We start from the raw sequence: 17291 nt of genomic DNA, 5'->3' as shown, positions 1-17291 counted from the left end.
CGACGACCGTCGAGCGGTCGTTTACACGATACATCGAACCAGCGTGCTCACCGATCCTCCCGTTGTGGTGGGTTGCTGCCGAGCCCTCCGTCGGGATTCGAGCCCGTCTCGCCGCCGGGACCATCGGGTTCGTCGCCCCCCTCGAGTTCGAAGAGGTCGTTTGCGAGGGCCTCGTGTCCTGTTCTCCGAAGACCGTGGTCGATGCGGATCACGTAATCGCCGGGGTTTTCGACGTTAGCCGACGACAGCGTGTCGTCGGCTCGCGAAACCGTTCGTTCCAGGGCACCATCGGAGCGGAGCAGATCCGCGTCGCTCGCGGCCTGGAGCGACTCGCTGACGGCGTCGATGCACGCTTCGATTCGTATTCTGGGGCCGTGGTTCGTTACGCCCATCACGACCACGTCGGCGTAGAGGCCTTCGAGGAACGCCGCCGGATCGTCAACGTACGGCCCCGTCGCGTACTCCCGGAGCTCCGCACTGAGTCGTCGACGCCACTCGTCGGCACCGTGCTGAGCCGCGTCGAAGATCGCTCGAACGTACACGGCGGCGACGAACTCGGCCGGGCGCTCCGGCGCTTCCCTCGTGGCGGTCGCTTCGATTCTGCTGGTGACAATCTCGAGCCACTCCGCCGTCTCCGAGACGTCGGTGTGGGTTCGGCCGGCCTTCGCGAGCGCCTCGGCGTATATCCGCTCGAAGACGTCTGCTCGCTCGAGTTCGATCCAGTCGAGCGGGAACGATTCCTCGAGGACTGTCAGGACCTCGGTCACTCCGAATCGGCGTTCCGCAGGCTCGGTGTCGGCAATGAGTGCGAGTGCACCACCGAACACGGAGGCCACGTACGTGACCGGGTGCGGTGGATTGTCCGGAGCCGTCGCAGCCGCCTGGATCTGGGACAGCACCGCCTCGACCAACCGTTCGTGTGTCCGTTCACCGACGTCCGTCCGAGTCACCACTGCCGCCAGGATCTCGGCGTCAGTCGACGCGAACGCCTCGAACCAGTCCATCTCGTCAGGCCCGTCGATAGACTCGCGACTGGTCCGTAGCGACTGGACGAGTACCGTGATCCACTCCTGCGTCCGACTCGAGTCCCCGTCAGCAGCCCACCTGACGGCTGCACCGCCGTACACGTCTGCGAGGAACTGCATCGGATCGTCGACGGAATCAGTCGCCGTCGCCCGTGCCTGGATTCGCTCCGTGAGGCCGGCGTACCAGGTATGTTCCTCGCGTGGCGTCACTCCATCGTCCGAATCGGCGTCGAAGCCCTGGACGTGTGTCGAGAGCGCCTCGCGGTAGATCTCAGTCAGATATTGCGTTCTCTCCTCGGTGGGTGCGTCCACCGTGATTCCCCGCGTCACTGCGGCATCGTATAGCTCCATCCAATCCTCGAAGCCGAGGGAGTCGTCGAACGGAATCGTCCCTATCCCGTACGGGTAACTGCTGACCGCATCGGGATCGTCCTGCTCGACGTCGCCAAAGGAGGCGAGCGCTTTCGCGTGCAGGGCTGCTTGGAGTTGCTGTTCTGTCTCGAACTGTCCGGACTCCGCGATCGCATCGACGAGCCGGTGACACGTCGAAAACATCAGTTCCGCTCGGTCGAGCTCGCCCATTTGGACGATCGTCCGAACGGCGTGCCCGTACCCGTCGAGGACGAACGTTTCAGGATCGTGGTCGAGGTCGACCGCTGTCGCTGTGTGGCACATGCTCCGGCCGACGGCGTCGAGGAAGGGGCCGAGGTCCTCGTCCGGACAGTCGTGCTCGAACAGCCACAGACCGATCCCTTCGACGTAGAACTCCGTGAGCATCAGACGTTGAGTCTCCCGATCGAGGATGATCTGGACTGCCTCCCTGGCACGGGACTCGATATCGGCTACCCAGGCCGACAGTTCCTCGGGTGAACACTCGACACCTGCGACTGCCCCGAGCATAGACGCGAAACTGCTCCCGAGGACGCCCATCGTGTAGCGATCGTTGGGGCTCATTGCATGCTGGCGAACACGGGAGACGATGGTGGTGATGCCGCCGTTCGCCGCCATCGGATCGTCAGCCCGTCGGACGATTCGGCCGACCGCGCCCCCGTAAACGACGTGGAGCGGAAACTGCCACCCGTCATCCGAGACCATATCGTGGAGTGCCTGGTCGACACACTCGATCGCACCGTGGTTCATCCTCGAGCCGTCCGGCGGCTGTGCGAGCCGCGCCAGTGCGCCCGTGAAAGCGGTAGCAAACGGTTCCACGTCGCCACCGACCGACTCCCGTCCGTGCGGGGTGGCGGTTTCGTTCGTGACCTCGAGCACGCCGCGTGCGACCGCGTGGACCCATTCGTCGGTCCTCGGGTTCGCTCGGGCGACGGCTGCGATTGCCGTCTCGTAGACCTCTCCCCGGTACAGGAGGGACTCGTCGGAGTCGGCGGTTCGATTTCGCCCGACATCCGCCACGAGGTCGTCGATGAACGAGAGCCACTGCTCGGCCGCGGCTGGCCCGTGCGTCGTCGAAATGATGTCGACGGCCTCGGCAACGACCGTCCCGACGAACTCGCCATCGAGGGCGTGATCCGAAACACCTGCAATCACTGCCAGTGTGCTCTGGTCCGTGACGGACTCGACGTCGACTAACCGGCGAGACGGCGACTGGATCTCGTTCCAGCCGATCGCATCGAGCAGGTCGCGAGCGACGGTCGCCGGCTCTCGATCGATATTGGTGGTCGGATCGTCGAGCGAGAACTCGACGCGGTCGGCCCAGGCGTCGAGTTCGTCACAGCCAGTCCGTTCGGCGACGTCCTCGAGCCGCTCACGGTTGCTGTCGTCACAGATGAGCAGTGCGCCCGCACAGCTCCCGTCGTCGACCCACTCGGGGACTGCTCGAACGCCGTCGTCGCTGTCGACACTCGCAGGCTCGGCACCGTACGTTGCGACGACGACCGCGTTCGGCGTTGCCTCGATCCCCGTCCGAACGTGGTCGGGGTGTGTGAGAGCGGGCAGTCGAACGGTCGTTCCCCAGTCGGAGAGTTCCGATGCGAGGGACGCGGCCAGCCGTCGCTTCCCGCTCCCTTTGGGACCGGAGAGAACCACTAGGCCCCCGTCGAGCGCGTCGAGAAATTCCGCTTCGTCGACGAACGTCCGCCAGTCCGAGTCCGTCTCGTCGTCGGTTCCGTCCGACTTCCGGATCAGTTCGGGAATCTCACGCTCGGCTGCGGAATCGCACAACGCTTGCGGTCCGTCCCAGTGCCAGGCACCGACGAGTGGCGACGAGCCGTACGTCTCAGGCCCCATCGACATCGTTTCGAGCGCTGGGGCCACCGCTTGGAGCGCGTCCACCGCTTCTCCGATCACGTCACGTGCCACGTCGACGACTGAGTCCTCGTCGGCGTCGTCAGCGAGACGATCGCGGATCAGTGCTCGCGCGGGATCGGCGGCGAACACGTGGAGGTGCTCGATCGTTCCGGGCGGAAGATCCAGGGCGATTTCCAGTGCCTCGGCGGTTGTGGGGAGTGCTCGAGACCGAGCGAGGGTTCCGAACCAGTCTGCATCCTCGGCGAGTCCGACGGCGACCAGCGCTACCGCAGCGAGGGCCGCTGGCGAACGTTCGTTAGGGGTTCGACTGGGGAGGCCACCAGTCGGGACGAGTCGCGAAACAACGTCCGCGACCTCCCCGCTGAACGCTCCGACCGAGACGTCACGGTCCCCGAACGCTCGCCTGGCGTCGCCAGGCAGGAGTAGCTCCGCAGCGTCGTATTTCGAGCGGGAGAGAAACGCTGCGGGCGTAACTGTCGCATCGTACCATCCCAGTCTCTCCTGCAGTTCGGGGGTGTCGAAGTAGTATGGCGGATACCTGGCCCACTCCAGCACTGCCCCTCGCGTGTCGTCTCGCAGTCCGCCCAGGCTCCGTTTGTTGAGACGCTGCCGAACATCGTCGATCGCGGCTGTGGCACCAGTCGGCGGTGTTCGGACCAGCAGAACGGTGTCGACCGTCTCGATGAATCTTCCGGAGACGCCACGATCGCTCCGGCAAAGCCAGTCGAAGCCCCGTGGACGGGTGACGAGCACTGCACCACCCGATCTGGAAAACAGCGATTTCTCGCCGTACTCGGCACTGTAGGTCCCCACAGCTTCGTCGTCGAGGTCGAACACCGCGGACACGAAGTCCTCGACGATCACGCGTTCCTGGTCATCGACGGCGGTAGTTTCGGACAGTTGGGTGACCATCTCGCCGAGTGACCGCAGGTGCTGTGACTGTCCGACGCCGGGAGCACCGAGAACGAGGGCCACATCACCCGGCTCGAGGACATCTATCAGTTCGTCGGGTTTGACTTCCTGTATCGAAGATACCATGCGTTCACTACAACCGACCCGGGTGACGACCCATCTGGGAGAACGACAACGCCAGGCGGATATATTTACGTTTCGAGAGCGTCAATATAACTTCTTCCATTACGTGCTATTAACTGGTTCACACCCCGAATCTTGCTGATCACGGACGCAGCCACAAACGGACCGCCCAATCTAAGACCAGGGAACTGAGACACAATTAATGGAGTGCAGGACGTGTCCCATAGTACGCTGACCACCCCCAATACTGCTCACACTGACAGTCATCACAGCGTTCGACAGGCAGGTACCGGAAGCGACAGCAACGGCGACGTTCGGGCTCGGCTGTTTCTGAGCCCCGATGCTACGTTCGGTGCGTTAGACGGCGTCGTGCGGACGCGGGTCGGGTACGCCGGTGGGAGGAAACCCGACCCATCGTACGAGGTCATCGGGGATCACACGGAAGTCGTCCAGTTCGAGTACGACCCCGAACAACTCTCGTTCGACGAGTTGCTCGATCGGACGTTCGACGAACACAACCCCTCCCAGCAATCCGGGAAACGCCAGTACCAGAACATACTTTTCACCGAGACGGCTGAGCAACACGAACAGCTGCGATCGTATCTAGATGCGAGTGAGTGCAGTCGAGAGCAACTCAATACGCGCCTCGAGGACCTCGACCGATTTCACGTCGCAGAAGACTCCCACCAGACGTTCCACCTTCGCGGAAAACGGTGGATCACCGATGCGTTCGCGAAGGCAGATTACGATGACGGAGCGATCAGAGAGCCTCCAGCAGCGGCGAAACTGAACGCCAACGCCGCAGGCCACGATGTGAACGTTCCGTTCGTCGAATCGACGTCCGAGCCGCGGTCAGAGTAGTACATCCTCGAGATGCGTTTCGGTAATTGTGCCGAATCGAGGACGTGTGTGCAGCACGGACACTCCCCTCGCAGACATCGACCCGACTCGCTCGATACAGGCGGTAACCCTCGGTCTACGGTAGATTTATCACGTCCACCGTAATAGTTAGCCACACGTCATGTTTGCGTTCTATCTCGAGGGTCTGGTCGGGAGACGAGTAGTCGAACCCGTCCTCGCCGTCCTCGCACTCCTCTTGGCAGACGGGGTAGTCAACGACTCCACGATTCTTTTCGAGACCGTCCCTGGACCGCTTTGGGTCCCAGTAATCATACTCGTTCCTGGTCTCCTCGCCCTTTCCGTTCTGGTCGGTGTACTGGCACACGGAATCCGACTTGGGTCGGCAGTGCTCGGTTCCGGCGGTCGACTCCAGCCCAGTGACACGTCGGTGACTCGGATCCTCGCCTCGCTCGTGCTCGGACCCTTCGCCGTGTTCACCCTGTGGTGGGCCCTTGCAACCCTGATCGTCCATTATCTGGCGGAAACGGGCGGTGTTTCCCCATCGATCTGGGCGCTGTTGTTTGGAGGGGGACTCGGTGCCCTCGTCTCGTCACGGGCCGTGTTCTTCCAGTTGTTCCCGGCGGGGCCACTGTCCCGACTGCGTGACCGTTCCGTCGAGTAATCCGGCTTCCGGCACGCGATTCGATGACCGGCAGCAGTGTTTCAAACGGTTCTGGCGTTCAGGTCGTGACTGTCGCCGACATTGGAGAGACAGACGATCTGGTACTCGAGTTCGCGGTCGCGCGTGAATTCCATATCAGTGGTTGCTGGGTCGGCGTTTCTAGAACAATTTTCAGACTGTCAGATACGACTTTTTATCTTTTGGAATAGACGTCCGACAGCGTTCCGGCTTTCCACGCGTGTCGGCTCGAAATCGGAGCCCGAGATGACGGAGTGCAGCGGTAGCCCGCGGCTGAATCGGTGAGAAGTACGGCGTTTTCGAGCGTTTCTCGAGAAGTTCGCGTGAAAACTCGGTAAGTGGGGTTGTACGTGTCGAATAGAGCTTGTCATGGAGAAATTCGTTCGTCACAGGATCGACAGCAGCGTACAGCCAGTCGCGTTGCTCGTCGAGTTGGATCACGGTTCTCGAGCGAACGGGAGCCGGCTGATTTCCGCTGTCACCCGCAGGTTGGCTTTCTACACCCACTTATGAACTATCGATCTCGCCTGTTCGATACCGAACGTCTCCAATGTTAATACAGTAAATAAAAGTGATATTTCGAGCAGACCGATCCGGATACTCAATCGTATCGGCTCGCGCGGTATCGTCTCACGCTCCGTGAAATGGATAGTCACCACTGCAAATCAATACACACCAGACTGCGGTGCGGTCAGTGTGTCATTCGTTTTGGTGGCTACGGGAGAATTCTGACCGCCTCGCTTTGCACAGCTTCACCGAACGGGCCAGTTTGTCATATACAAACCTATATGGCGCGATGGAAACCATGAATAACATGGCCGCCGACGATTCGACCGGTTCACCCCGCCGCATCAAATCCATTCAGACAGCGAGTGCCATCTTGGAAGCGATACAGTATCTCGATACGCCGACGTTTACCGATCTCTGTGACGAAGTAGAGATTTCGAAGGGGACAGTCCATACCTATCTCGAGACGCTGGAGAACGAGGGGTTCATCACGAAATCAGGGAAAGACTATCAGCTCGGCGTACGGCTGGTAACGATGGGTGAGAGCGTCCGAAATCAGACCGACATCTACCGTGCAGGGCAGGACGAGGTGGAAAAACTCGCGGAGAAGACGGGCGAGTGGGTCCATCTCACGGTCGAGTGTCAAGGGCAGGAAGTAACGCTCTACGAAAGGTGCGGCGACAGGGCGGTCGCGATGGATTACCACCTTCGAATGCGGGAGTCACCGCAGTACCTGTACCACACGGCGGCTGGAAAGGCGATACTGGCGTGTTTCGATCGAGAACGGGTTCGGGAGATCGTCAATCGACAGGGATTCGTCCAACGAACCGAAAAGACGATCACTGATCTCGAAACGCTGTTCGAGGAACTCGACCGAATCCAAACCCAGGGGTACGCGGTCAACGACGAAGAGGAGGTACGAGGAATGCGTTCCGTCGGAACTGCAATCACGGGAACCGACGCCGCCGTCTGTGGGGCGATAAGCGTAACAGCACCAACCAGTCGGCTCTCCGGGGACTACTTCGAATCCGAGATCCCCGAGCTAGTAATGGAGACAGCCAATATTATCGAGGTGAACCTCGAGACGGCCGGTGTCCAGAAGCCACGCTAAGTTCGGGACCCGAGTCGAAAACGGGGTTTCTTACGAACTGACGAACCGTCGTCAGCAATCACACCGCGAGACGACGTATTCGGGAGCTCTCGACCGACTTATGGCCAGAGTCCTCGGGCCTCCTTCGCCTCGCCGATGCGGTTGAGCGCCACGACGTACGCCGCGTCTCGCCAACTCATACCCCGGGCATCGACTTCCGCTTTCACGTCGGACCACGCGTCGAGCATCGCCGACTCGAGTTCGTCGTTGACCCGCTCTTTGGACCACGTTCGTCGGTTGATATCCTGGAGCCATTCGAAGTAGGAGACGGTTACACCGCCGGCATTAGCGAGGATGTCAGGAATGACGTGTTTGCCACGCTCGTGAAGTATCGAATCCGCGCTCGAGGTCGTCGGACCGTTTGCGCCCTCGACGACGATGTCGGCCTGGATCCGATCCGCGTTGTCGGCCGTGATGACGTTCCCGATGGCGGCCGGGATGAGAACGTCCACGTCCAGTTCGAGGAGTTCCTCGTTGGAAACCGTGTTCGAACTGTCGTAACGCATCACGCCTTCCGGTTCCTCCTTGTGGGACGGAACGTCCTGTGTCTGCAGTCCGTCCGGGTCGTACAGACCGCCGTTGACGTCGCTGACGGCGACGATGTCGGCACCCCACTCGTCGAGCAGGCGAGCAGCGTTCGCACCGACGCTCCCGTACCCTTGGACCGCGATCGACACGTCGTCGAGGCTCTCGTCGTAGTACTCGATCGCTTCCCGCGCGACGATGGCGACGCTCCGCCCGGGGGCTTCCTCTCGACCGTAACTCCCGCCAATGACGGGCGGTTTGCCGGTGACGACGCCGGGGATCGTTTCCCCTTCTTGCATGCTGTACGCGTCCATGAACCAGGCCATCGTCTGTGCGTCGGTACCCATATCCGGTGCGGGAATATCCCTGCTGGGACCGACCTCGTCTCGGATTTCTTCCGCGAACCGTCGGGTGAGGCGTTCTTTCTCGTCGTCGCTGAGTTCCTTCGGATCGACGACGATACCCCCTTTCCCGCCGCCGAACGGGATATCCATAACGGCACATTTCCATGTCATCCACATCGCGAGGCCGACGCACTCATCGGCGTTCACGTCGGGGTGATAGCGGAGTCCGCCCTTGTAAGGGCCGCGAACGTCATCGTGCTGTGCGCGATAGCCCGTAAAGACGTCGACGGTTCCGTCGTCCCGCTCGAGCGGAATGGAGACCTCGACGACTCTGGTCGGGTGTTTGAGGCGTTCGATGACGCCGGCGTCGACATCGGTCCGGCTCGCAGCGGTACGGAGCTGCCGGCGAGCCGTTTCGAGGGGTGATTCGGTCGTCGATTCGCTGTCAGATTCGGAGCGGGGTGTCTGCTTCTGTGTCATTATTGAAGTCGATTGGTGGTGTCGATAGTCGTGATCGTCCGGCGACGGGCGTCGTGAACGCGTGGGCACGTGCCTGCATCGTGCCGACAACGCCGTGATCATCAACTGGTAATCGATTACGATTCCACGTGGTCGATCGCGTCGTCGAGTAGGTCGACGGCGATGTCGAGTTCGCGCTCGTGAACGTCGAGCGGCGGGAGCAAGCGAAGCGTCTTCTGCCCGCAGCCCAGCGTCAGTAACCCGCGCTGGAGGGCAGCGTCGACGACCGCCTCTCGACGGTCTTTCGTATCGAACTCGATCGCGGTCATCAGACCGAGTCCGCGAACGTCGACGACCGACTCGGGGTGACTGGCCTGAAGCTCCTCGAGTTGCCCCACGAACCGCTCGCCGGCCTGCGTCGCGTGGCTGAGGAGGTCGTGTTCGCGTATGGCCGCGACCGTGAGCGTTCCCTGAATCGAGGAGAGGATATCACCGGCACCCCACGTCGAGGAGAGGCGACTCTTTTCCGCCGGAAAGATATCCGTGGACGAGATCGTTGCGCCGACACGAAGCGCTTTGGCGCTCGTGATGACGTCCGGTTCGAAGTCGTAGTGGTCCGAGGCCCACATCTCACCGGTCCGGCCGACCCCGGACTGGATTTCGTCGGCGATGATCGGAATGTCGTGTTCGGTACAGAGGTCGTTGACGGCGCGCATGAACTCGGGCTCCGGAATCTGATATCCCCCTTCGCCCTGGACCGGTTCGAGGATGAGGAAGGCGACCTGTTCCGGCGGGATGTGGCCGTGTTCGGGGTCCAGTTTCTCGCGGAGGCGGTCGACGCCGGCCATACTGTGGGGAACGTCGTGGATGCCACTGAGTTCGGGGAAGTCGCGGCGGTGGACGGACTTCGACCGGTTCAGCGAGAGCGTCCCGAGCGTGCGCCCGTGGAACGCCCCCTCGAACGTGAGCCCGTATTTGGGTTGCTCGCAGTTATCGTAACAGATCTTCATCGCGTTCTCGACCGCCTCGGCCCCGGAGTTCGACAGGAAGACGGTGTCCATTCCGTACTGATCGGTGATCTCCGTCAGCGTGTTCATTAGATGGGCGGGGCCGGGGAGTTCCGTGTCTTCCGGCGTTCCACCGGTGCTGACGTAGAAGTCCTGACCCGCGATTTTCAGCGGGTCGACGAGGTCGAACTCCCGCAGCTTGTCCATCAGTTTCGGATTGTTGTAGCCAAGCGGTGCAGCGGCGACGTGACTCGTAAAGTCGAGCAGAACGTTGCCGTCGGGATCGGTACAGAACGGCCCAGCCGCGTCTTCGGTGATGTCCCAGACGAAATCGTAGACGTACGTGCTTGTTGCCGCCGCCTCGTGATGAAACTCGACCCATTCTCGAGCCTTTGGTCCCGGTAATTGTTGGACTGTCGGCTCAGCTTTTTGTCGCTGCATACATCGACACCATCCACTGCCACGATATAAACATTTCGTACGATGACTGTGTGGCGGTGCTATAGGACCGGCAATGCCTGGTTTGATTTTATCGAACTACTTTGAGCGCGTCCTCGTCGGTCGCCGATCACCGTGAGCCGAATTACGGCAATCAATTACGACCGTATGCCTGTAATACATTGCGCAGACGATCCCATCGTCTCATCCCGTAAACGGAACCGAGCGAGAACGCCGGAGCTCACCGGGTATGATGTTTTGACAGTTACGAACGGGCACGTTCTCGGGTTGCCGCCAACGGATAATCGGGCGACGGCTGGATTCCGTTCGCCCCGTATTCGGTCGCCGTGGTCTAGTGCCGGCCATTGAATCGATCGCTTGGCCGTCGATCGCCACACGGTTTAGTTGCTGACTGCACCCGTTTCGAACCGGCCCATTACACCGCGACGGATCCGTCTCGTGTTCGACCTCAACACACGACGATCCGCGGCGTGGGTACTCAGAAGTCCTCACTACCGGAACGTGGGTTGGAACGTGGACGCAGGCGGGCAGTCCCGGACTCGAGTTCGTGTACCTCAAACAAGCGGCTCGAATCTACTGGCCGGTCTCCCGACGGATTCGACCGCGAATCGGGCAGCTAACTATATCGCCATACTAGCGGCGTGTAAATGAGCTGGGTCGTCCCGTTTCGGAGCGGGACTAGCAATAGCGCCAACTAGGCGTCTACTGATCCCGGGGGCCCCAGCGATGCGATGGAGTCGAAGGCGATCTTCGCCGGGGTCGTCTCGAGAACCGCTGCAATCGAAACTCGAATCGGAGCGGTGGCGAAACGCTGTGGTCCGCTCGCGCAGGTACCGGTCCGGGTCACGTCCGACTCCCATCGGAACGACCGGGAGGCATCAATCCCGGCGATCGCGTTCTGTGACCGCTACGTGGACCGCCACCACTCCTCCATTTCGGAATAGTCAAACTATCTCCTGCCGTTTTGTGGTCAATTATCCCACATATATAAACACTCGACCGGCTCCAAGAGCATAAGATACATAAATGATCATCGTAATCGTTGAACCGACATGCATTGTCAAACCTACCCTTACGGAGCGAACATACCGGCGACTGGGTCTCGAGACATGGTTGTCTGGACCGCGGAAGCGTCCGAATCTCGCTTGGGCTGTAGCGACTGAAAACGATGGAATACGATATTCAACTCTTCGACGACCTCGATCCGGACACCCGCCCCTCGTTGGGTGAGGCGTTGGTGCCGGTCGCGGGAATGCTGTCGTTCCTCGGTATCGGAATCGGCATCTATGGGCTCGACCCGCAGTTCCCCCTCTTCTGGGGAATTACGTTTACCGGGTTGTTTAGTTACTACTGGCTCGGTATCTCGTGGGACACGTTGTACGATGGGATCACCCAAAGCCTCCTCATGGGGATTCAGGTGGTGTTCATTCTCTTTATCGTGTATGCCCTCATCTCCACGTGGATCCACGCGGGAACGATACCCGCGATGATGTACTACGGGCTTAGTCTACTGACTCCCACAGTGTTCCTCCCGATGACCGCGGTGATCACTGCCGTTATCACGTTCGCCATCGGGTCCTCGTGGACGGCGGCAGGGACGCTCGGCGTCGCCTTTATCGGCATCGGTTCCGGGCTCGGCATCCCCGCACCGATGACGGCCGGAGCAATTCTCACGGGGGCGTACACGGGTGACAAGCAGTCACCGCTGTCGGACACGACGAACCTCGCAGCAGCCGTCACCAACACCGATCTCTACGACCACATCAACGCGATGCGGAACGGAACGACGCTCGCGTTCGGGATCAGCGTCATGTTGTTCGCGGCCCTCGGCCTCCGTGCCTCCGGGTCCATTCCGGCCGATCGGGTCGCCGAGATACAGACGGCACTCGCCGGTACGTACACGATTTCCCCGCTTGCGTTCGTCCCGATCGTCGTAACGTTTGCGCTCGCGATATACGGTATTTCCGCGATACCGGCCCTCGGGACGGGTATCTTTGCCGGGGCAGCGACCGCGCTCGCACTGCAGGGAACGGGCTTCGAGCAGATCTGGACTGCGGCCCAGAGCGGTACGAACCCCGAAACCGGACTCGAGGTCGTCAACGATCTTCTGGCAAGCGGCGGCATGGTTGGCGGATCGTGGGCCGTTACGATCGCCATCTCCGCTCTCGCGCTCGGCGGGATGCTCGAATGCACCGGTATCATCGCCGTCCTCGCACACCATCTCGGCCGACTGAGCCGTAGCGTCGCGAGCCTGACCGGCGTGACTGCGTTCTCGGCCGTGTCGATGAACGTTCTCGCCGCGGAGCAATACGTCAGTATCGTCGTTCCGGGGATCACGCTCCGAAACCTCTACGAAGAAAAAGGACTCAAGAGCGAAAACCTGTCGCGAGCCATCGAATCCTCCGGGACGGTGACGAGCGCGCTCGTCCCGTGGAACAGTGGTGCCGTCTTCATGGCAGGAACGCTCGGCGTCAGTACGTTCGAATACGCGCCGTACTATTTCCTCGGCTTCCTCTCGCCCCTGATACTCATCCTGATGGGTATCACTGGCTGGAACATCACGCACAAGGAAGGAGCACACGCGGAGGGTCCCGCAGTCGAACACGCCGAGGCTGTCCCGGCCGGGGACGAGTAAGGCTCACTCCGTCGTTCGACGCGCTTCGATATTCCGCTATCGCAGCCGGACATGACCGCCCGTGATGCAACCGGAGAATTCGGTCGGCGATCGTCGCTCGACTGTCCCCCCACTACGGGTGGCACCCGGACGGGCAGTGTGTAGCAGTTACTCCCCTCGCGACCGAGAACGAGTGCTGCAACTCGTTTCCGATCGGACTCAGCCAAAACGGGAAGGCGTATTCGTCGTCGGCGTCTCACGGTCACGTCTCTCCGACCATCGCGGCCCGACTTCTCCCGCCGTTGTCGGACACGCCTACCGAGACATCGCTCAGTAGGTCGTGGGGCGACCGGAGCTAGGTCGTGGATGCCTCGCGCGAATCCGGCGTTCGAGGACGAATACAGTCACTCGTGTGTGGTCCGCTGTCGGACCTAGGGGCACCAATCAGGCGGTCACGGCTCGACTGACGCTCGCGATCGCCTCGTCGAGGAGGTCCACGGCGATGTCGAGTTCGCGGTCGCGAACGTCCAGCGGCGGGAGCAATCGGAGCGTCTTCCGCCCACAGCCAAGCGTCAACAGGCCGCGCTCGAGCGCGGCTTCCATGACCGCTTCACGCTGATCGGCGGTCTCGAACTCGACGGCGGCCATGAGTCCGAGGCCGCGTACGTCGTCGATGGCCTGGTACTCGTCCTGCAGGGATGCGAGACGGTCGAGGAGCCCCGTGCCCTGTCGGTCGGCGTGATCGAGCAAGTCGTGTTCGTCGATCGCAGCGAGGGTAAGCGACCCCTGAATCGAGGCGAGGATGTCGCCGGCCCCCCACGTCGAGGAGATGCGCGCTTTCTCGTCGGGGAACAGCTCCGACCGCGAGATCGTCGCGCCGACACGTAGCGCTTTGGCGCTCGTGATGACATCCGGTTCGAAATCGTAGTGGTCGGAGGCCCACATTTTCCCGGTTCGGCCGACGCCCGACTGAATCTCGTCGGCGATGAGCGGGATGTCGTGTTCGGCACAGAGGTCGTTGACCGCACGCATGAACTCGGCGTCGGGGACCCGGTAGCCGCCTTCGCCCTGGACCGCCTCGAGGATGAGGAAGGCGACCTGCTCCGGCGGGATGTGACCGTGTTTGGGGTCCAGTTTCTCGCGGAGGCGTTCGACGCCGGCCATGCTGTGAGGCACGTCGTGGATGCCGCTGAGTTCGGGGAAGTCGCGGCGGTGGACGGACTTCGACCGGTTCAGCGAGAGTGCACCGAGCGTGCGTCCGTGGAACGCGCCCTCGAACGTGAGTCCGTATTTGGGCTGCTCGCAGTTGTCGTAACAGATCTTCATCGCGTTCTCGACCGCCTCGGCCCCGGATTCGACAGGAAGACCGTGTCCATGTCGTATTTGGCGGTGATCTCGGTCAGCTTGTTCATCAGGTGGTTCTGTGCCGGGAGTTCGGCGTCGTCGGGCGTGCCACCGGTGCTAACGTAGAAATCCTGCCCGGCGATCTTCAGCGGGTCCACGAGGTCGAACTCGCGGAGGTCGTCCATGATCTTCGGGTTGTTGTAGCCGAGCGGGGCGGCGGCGACGTGGCTCGTGAAATCCAGGAGCACGTTCCCGTCCGCGTCCGTACAGAACGGCCCCACGGCGTCTTCGGTGATGTCCCAGACGAAATCGTAGACGTACGTGCTCGTGGCCGCCGACTGATGATGGAGATCGACCCATTCCGTCGCGGTTGGACCTGGCAGTTGCTGTACGGCTGGCTCCGCTGTTTCACGTTGCATACTCACACGCACAGAGACGAGTGTCTTAAAACTCGGGGTGTCAACAAAATAATGGTTCGTGAGTGATGCCGTGTAACCGGCAGGTGGGCCGCTCCGAGGGGGATTCGCTACGCTGTGCCGGTCATCTCTAGCAGCAACAGGTGCACCAGTCGAACGGCTACCGAAGCGTTACGCGATTTGTTTCCCGAGGAGACTGGCGGCGAGTTCAGCCGCGACTTCCGCGGTGCGGTTATCCCGGTCGAGAATCGGGTTTACTTCGACGATATCGGCCGAGCGAAGCAGCCCTGTGTCGCGGTCTCGATTGGCAATGCACTCGAGTGCAGCGTGGGCCTCCCTGTAGTCGACGCCGCCGCGTACGGGGGTCCCAACGCCCGGTGCAACCGTCGGGTCGAGCCAGTCGAGATCGAGACTGACGTGAATCCCGTCCACGTCGTCGGTTGCGATATCGAGGGCGTCCTCGACGACGGCCGTGATGCCCCGTTGGTCGATATCGTGCATCGTGAACACGGTAACGTCGCTTTCCTCGAGGGCGAGCCGTTCGGCGTCGTCGAGGCGTCGTGCGCCGACGATAACAGTATTCGACGGATCGACGGTCGGGGTCGCCGTCCAGTCGAGACCGTCGAACTCGCCGTAGCCAGTGAGGGCTGCGAGGGGCATGCCGTGGACGTTACCACTGGGGGAGGTGTCGGGTGTGTTGTAGTCCCCGTGGGCGTCGAACCAGAGAACCCCGATATCCGCCGCTCGTGCTGCGCCGCGGATGGGTCCCATTGCAGTCGCGTGATCGCCGCCGAGAGCGATCGGCACGTCGCCGTCCGCGATCGTATCGGCAACCTCGTCCGCGAGTTCGGCGGTTACACCGGCGATCTCGTCGAGATACTTCGCATCGTCCGCCACATCCGGGGTATCGCACTGCTCGAGTCGGGGGACACGCAGATCCCCGAAATCGGTGCAATCAACGCCGGCTGTTTCGAGTTCGCCAGCGATGTCCGCATACCGGATGGCTCGCGGTCCGATGTCGACGCCGCGCCGATCCGCTCCGAGATCGAGCGGCGTGCCGAGCAGGCGAACGGTTCGAGTCGTCGATCGATTCGGCTGGTCGATTCTGGAATCGGTTGGTGTCGTCATGTTGGTGGAAAGACTCGTCGATAGTTTCGTCTCGTCGGCGGCCGTCAGCTCTCGTGTCCCACGCGTCGCTACGTCGCAGCCACTGGGTGACACGGACAGCAGTTCGCCACGGGGCGTCTCGCTTTTCGATCGCCGTCCGGATCGTCTGTTAGGGGTCGAACGAAAGTGCCCCGCGTTCGTCGCGGACGCGCTCGAGCGATCGGCTCCGACTGATAAGCTGCCGAGCAACTCGCCGTCGCTCACTGTCACGCCACCCGCGTTCGCGAACGTGTCGGAGTCGGCCGGCGAGGATGGGTCGCGACTCTCGCGGCGGCGACGAGCGGTGCAGCTGCCGAAGACACGCGTCAGTCACTCGGTTGTTTCGTGCCGTTGCTCCAGTAGCAGTTCCCGCATCTCGGTTCCGGTTCGTGGGTGTCAATAACAGTACCACACGCTGGACACCGTCGTTTGGTAGTTACAGGCATCGTTCCGTCTATCGTCACGGTAACTCTACGGGAGTATATATACTCTTTGCAACTCCTGGCTCGACGTCGAGACGGATCAGCCGTCACGCTGTGCGGTCTCGAGGTTGACCTCGATGAGATTGGCGGTCTCCATGACGAGTTCGGGGACCTTCGACCGAAACCGCTCGCCTTTCAGCCGACTGGCGGGGGCGCTCATACTCACTGCACCGAAGATGGAGCCGTCGGGAACGCGGAGCGGTACACCGACGGCACGCATACCACGGATTTCTTCTTCGTCGTTGATCGCATACCCGTTCTCCCGCACCGTCTCGAGCGTTTCCCGAAGTTCGGCCTCGTCCGTGATCGTGTTTTCCGTCTGTGCCTCGAGTTCTTGGGCTTCGAGTATCCTATCTCGACGGTCCGCATCGAAGTGTGCGAGCATCGCTTTGCCGGCGGCGTTGTGGTGGAGGTGCTGTGGCGTCTCGCGTAGACGGAGGTGGTAGTCGGTCGCGATCGCGTATTCGCCGCGACTCTCGTAGAGGGTGACCTCACGACCGCGTTCTTCAGCGACGAGGTGTACGTACTCCCCGGTCCGCTCGGCGAGTTCGTCGATTTCGTCATGGCCCGCCATGTACAGGCTGGTTTCGTTTCGGACATGTTCCGCGACCGTGATAAACTGTAAGCTGAGTCTGTAGACGCCGTCTTCCTCCGTAAGGTAGCCACAGTTGTGAAGCGTCCGGAGATACGTATGGACCGTCCCCTTCGTCAGATCGACCTCCTCGGTGATCTCCGTGATCGTCCCCTCGTTGAGCCGTTTAACGGCGGCTAGTATTTCATTGATCCTGTGGACTGATTTGATCTCCCGCCGACCGTTCGTTTCCTTTGCGGTTCCGAACATAGCCCTTTGTCTATAGCGCTGTTTCTTAAACATTCGCATATATCAAACGAGTTTATTCGAGCGCGGCACTGGGTCCGATCTCGAGACAGGACCGCGAAAGGAAAACCGTCGCCGGTTCGCAGCCGAGTCGAC

The 17291-nt window shown here is 61.4% G+C and carries 10 protein-coding genes and 1 pseudogene; 5 read left to right on the top strand and 6 right to left on the bottom strand.

The window, feature by feature from the left end; genetic code table 11:
* Nucleotides 1-47: 47 nt before the first annotated feature.
* Nucleotides 48-4328 (bottom strand): hypothetical protein, encoded by a 4281-nt coding sequence (locus CP557_RS19730; RefSeq protein ID WP_097381753.1) that lies wholly within the window; start codon nucleotides 4326-4328, stop codon nucleotides 48-50.
* Between the two features lie 213 nt (nucleotides 4329-4541).
* Here CP557_RS19730 and CP557_RS19725 point away from each other — a divergent pair, with 213 nt between their 5' ends.
* The 3 genes from CP557_RS19725 to CP557_RS19715 all read left to right on the top strand — a co-directional run bounded on the left by CP557_RS19725 (nucleotide 4542) and on the right by CP557_RS19715 (nucleotide 7483).
* A complete protein-coding gene (locus CP557_RS19725) occupies nucleotides 4542-5186 on the top strand; it encodes a peptide-methionine (S)-S-oxide reductase (RefSeq protein ID WP_245853118.1) in 645 nt (214 codons plus the stop codon).
* A gap of 160 nt (nucleotides 5187-5346) precedes the next feature.
* Nucleotides 5347-5847 carry a hypothetical protein gene (locus tag CP557_RS19720; protein ID WP_097381752.1) on the top strand — a complete coding sequence of 167 codons (501 nt, stop codon included), beginning with the start codon at nucleotides 5347-5349 and terminating at the stop codon, nucleotides 5845-5847.
* Nucleotides 5848-6679: 832 nt separating this feature from the next.
* Nucleotides 6680-7483: an IclR family transcriptional regulator gene (locus CP557_RS19715; RefSeq protein ID WP_097381751.1), complete on the top strand. Its 804-nt coding sequence runs from the start codon at nucleotides 6680-6682 to the stop codon at nucleotides 7481-7483.
* Nucleotides 7484-7581: 98 nt separating this feature from the next.
* Here the strand turns inward: CP557_RS19715 and gdhB are convergent, their stop codons facing one another.
* Entirely contained in the window at nucleotides 7582-8871 is a 1290-nt protein-coding gene (gene gdhB, locus CP557_RS19710; protein WP_097381750.1) for a glutamate dehydrogenase GdhB, read from the bottom strand.
* 116 nt (nucleotides 8872-8987) lie between these two features.
* Entirely contained in the window at nucleotides 8988-10298 is a 1311-nt protein-coding gene (locus CP557_RS19705; protein WP_097381749.1) for a class-III pyridoxal-phosphate-dependent aminotransferase, read from the bottom strand.
* Between the two features lie 749 nt (nucleotides 10299-11047).
* Here CP557_RS19705 and CP557_RS19700 point away from each other — a divergent pair.
* A complete protein-coding gene (locus CP557_RS19700; protein ID WP_097381748.1) occupies nucleotides 11048-11260 on the top strand; it encodes a hypothetical protein in 213 nt (70 codons plus the stop codon).
* A 224-nt stretch (nucleotides 11261-11484) separates the two neighbouring features.
* Entirely contained in the window at nucleotides 11485-12951 is a 1467-nt protein-coding gene (gene arcD / locus CP557_RS19695; RefSeq protein WP_097381747.1) for an arginine/ornithine antiporter ArcD, read from the top strand.
* Nucleotides 12952-13374: 423 nt separating this feature from the next.
* Here the strand turns inward: arcD and CP557_RS19690 are convergent.
* The 3 genes and pseudogenes from CP557_RS19690 to CP557_RS19680 form a co-directional block, all read right to left on the bottom strand.
* Nucleotides 13375-14693, bottom strand: a pseudogene (locus CP557_RS19690) (class-III pyridoxal-phosphate-dependent aminotransferase).
* A gap of 168 nt (nucleotides 14694-14861) precedes the next feature.
* Nucleotides 14862-15818, bottom strand: a complete 957-nt coding sequence (rocF, locus tag CP557_RS19685) for an arginase (protein ID WP_097382053.1) — start codon at nucleotides 15816-15818, stop codon at nucleotides 14862-14864.
* Between the two features lie 540 nt (nucleotides 15819-16358).
* Nucleotides 16359-17159 carry an IclR family transcriptional regulator gene (locus CP557_RS19680; protein WP_097381746.1) on the bottom strand — a complete coding sequence of 267 codons (801 nt, stop codon included), beginning with the start codon at nucleotides 17157-17159 and terminating at the stop codon, nucleotides 16359-16361.
* Nucleotides 17160-17291 lie beyond the last annotated feature (132 nt).

The organism is Natrinema ejinorense, from assembly GCF_002494345.1.
Taxonomy (GTDB): domain Archaea; phylum Halobacteriota; class Halobacteria; order Halobacteriales; family Natrialbaceae; genus Natrinema; species Natrinema longum.
This window is presented reverse-complemented; position numbering and strand designations above follow the sequence as displayed.

Coding starts and splice junctions, on each gene's coding strand:
- CP557_RS19730 (WP_097381753.1), bottom strand. CDS start 4,328: ATGGTATCTTCGATACAGGAAGTCAAACCCGACGAACTGATAGATGTC.
- CP557_RS19720 (WP_097381752.1), top strand. CDS start 5,347: ATGTTTGCGTTCTATCTCGAGGGTCTGGTCGGGAGACGAGTAGTCGAA.
- CP557_RS19715 (WP_097381751.1), top strand. CDS start 6,680: ATGGCCGCCGACGATTCGACCGGTTCACCCCGCCGCATCAAATCCATT.
- gdhB (WP_097381750.1), bottom strand. CDS start 8,871: ATGACACAGAAGCAGACACCCCGCTCCGAATCTGACAGCGAATCGACG.
- CP557_RS19705 (WP_097381749.1), bottom strand. CDS start 10,298: ATGCAGCGACAAAAAGCTGAGCCGACAGTCCAACAATTACCGGGACCA.
- CP557_RS19700 (WP_097381748.1), top strand. CDS start 11,048: ATGGAGTCGAAGGCGATCTTCGCCGGGGTCGTCTCGAGAACCGCTGCA.
- arcD (WP_097381747.1), top strand. CDS start 11,485: ATGGAATACGATATTCAACTCTTCGACGACCTCGATCCGGACACCCGC.
- rocF (WP_097382053.1), bottom strand. CDS start 15,818: ATGACGACACCAACCGATTCCAGAATCGACCAGCCGAATCGATCGACG.
- CP557_RS19680 (WP_097381746.1), bottom strand. CDS start 17,159: ATGTTCGGAACCGCAAAGGAAACGAACGGTCGGCGGGAGATCAAATCA.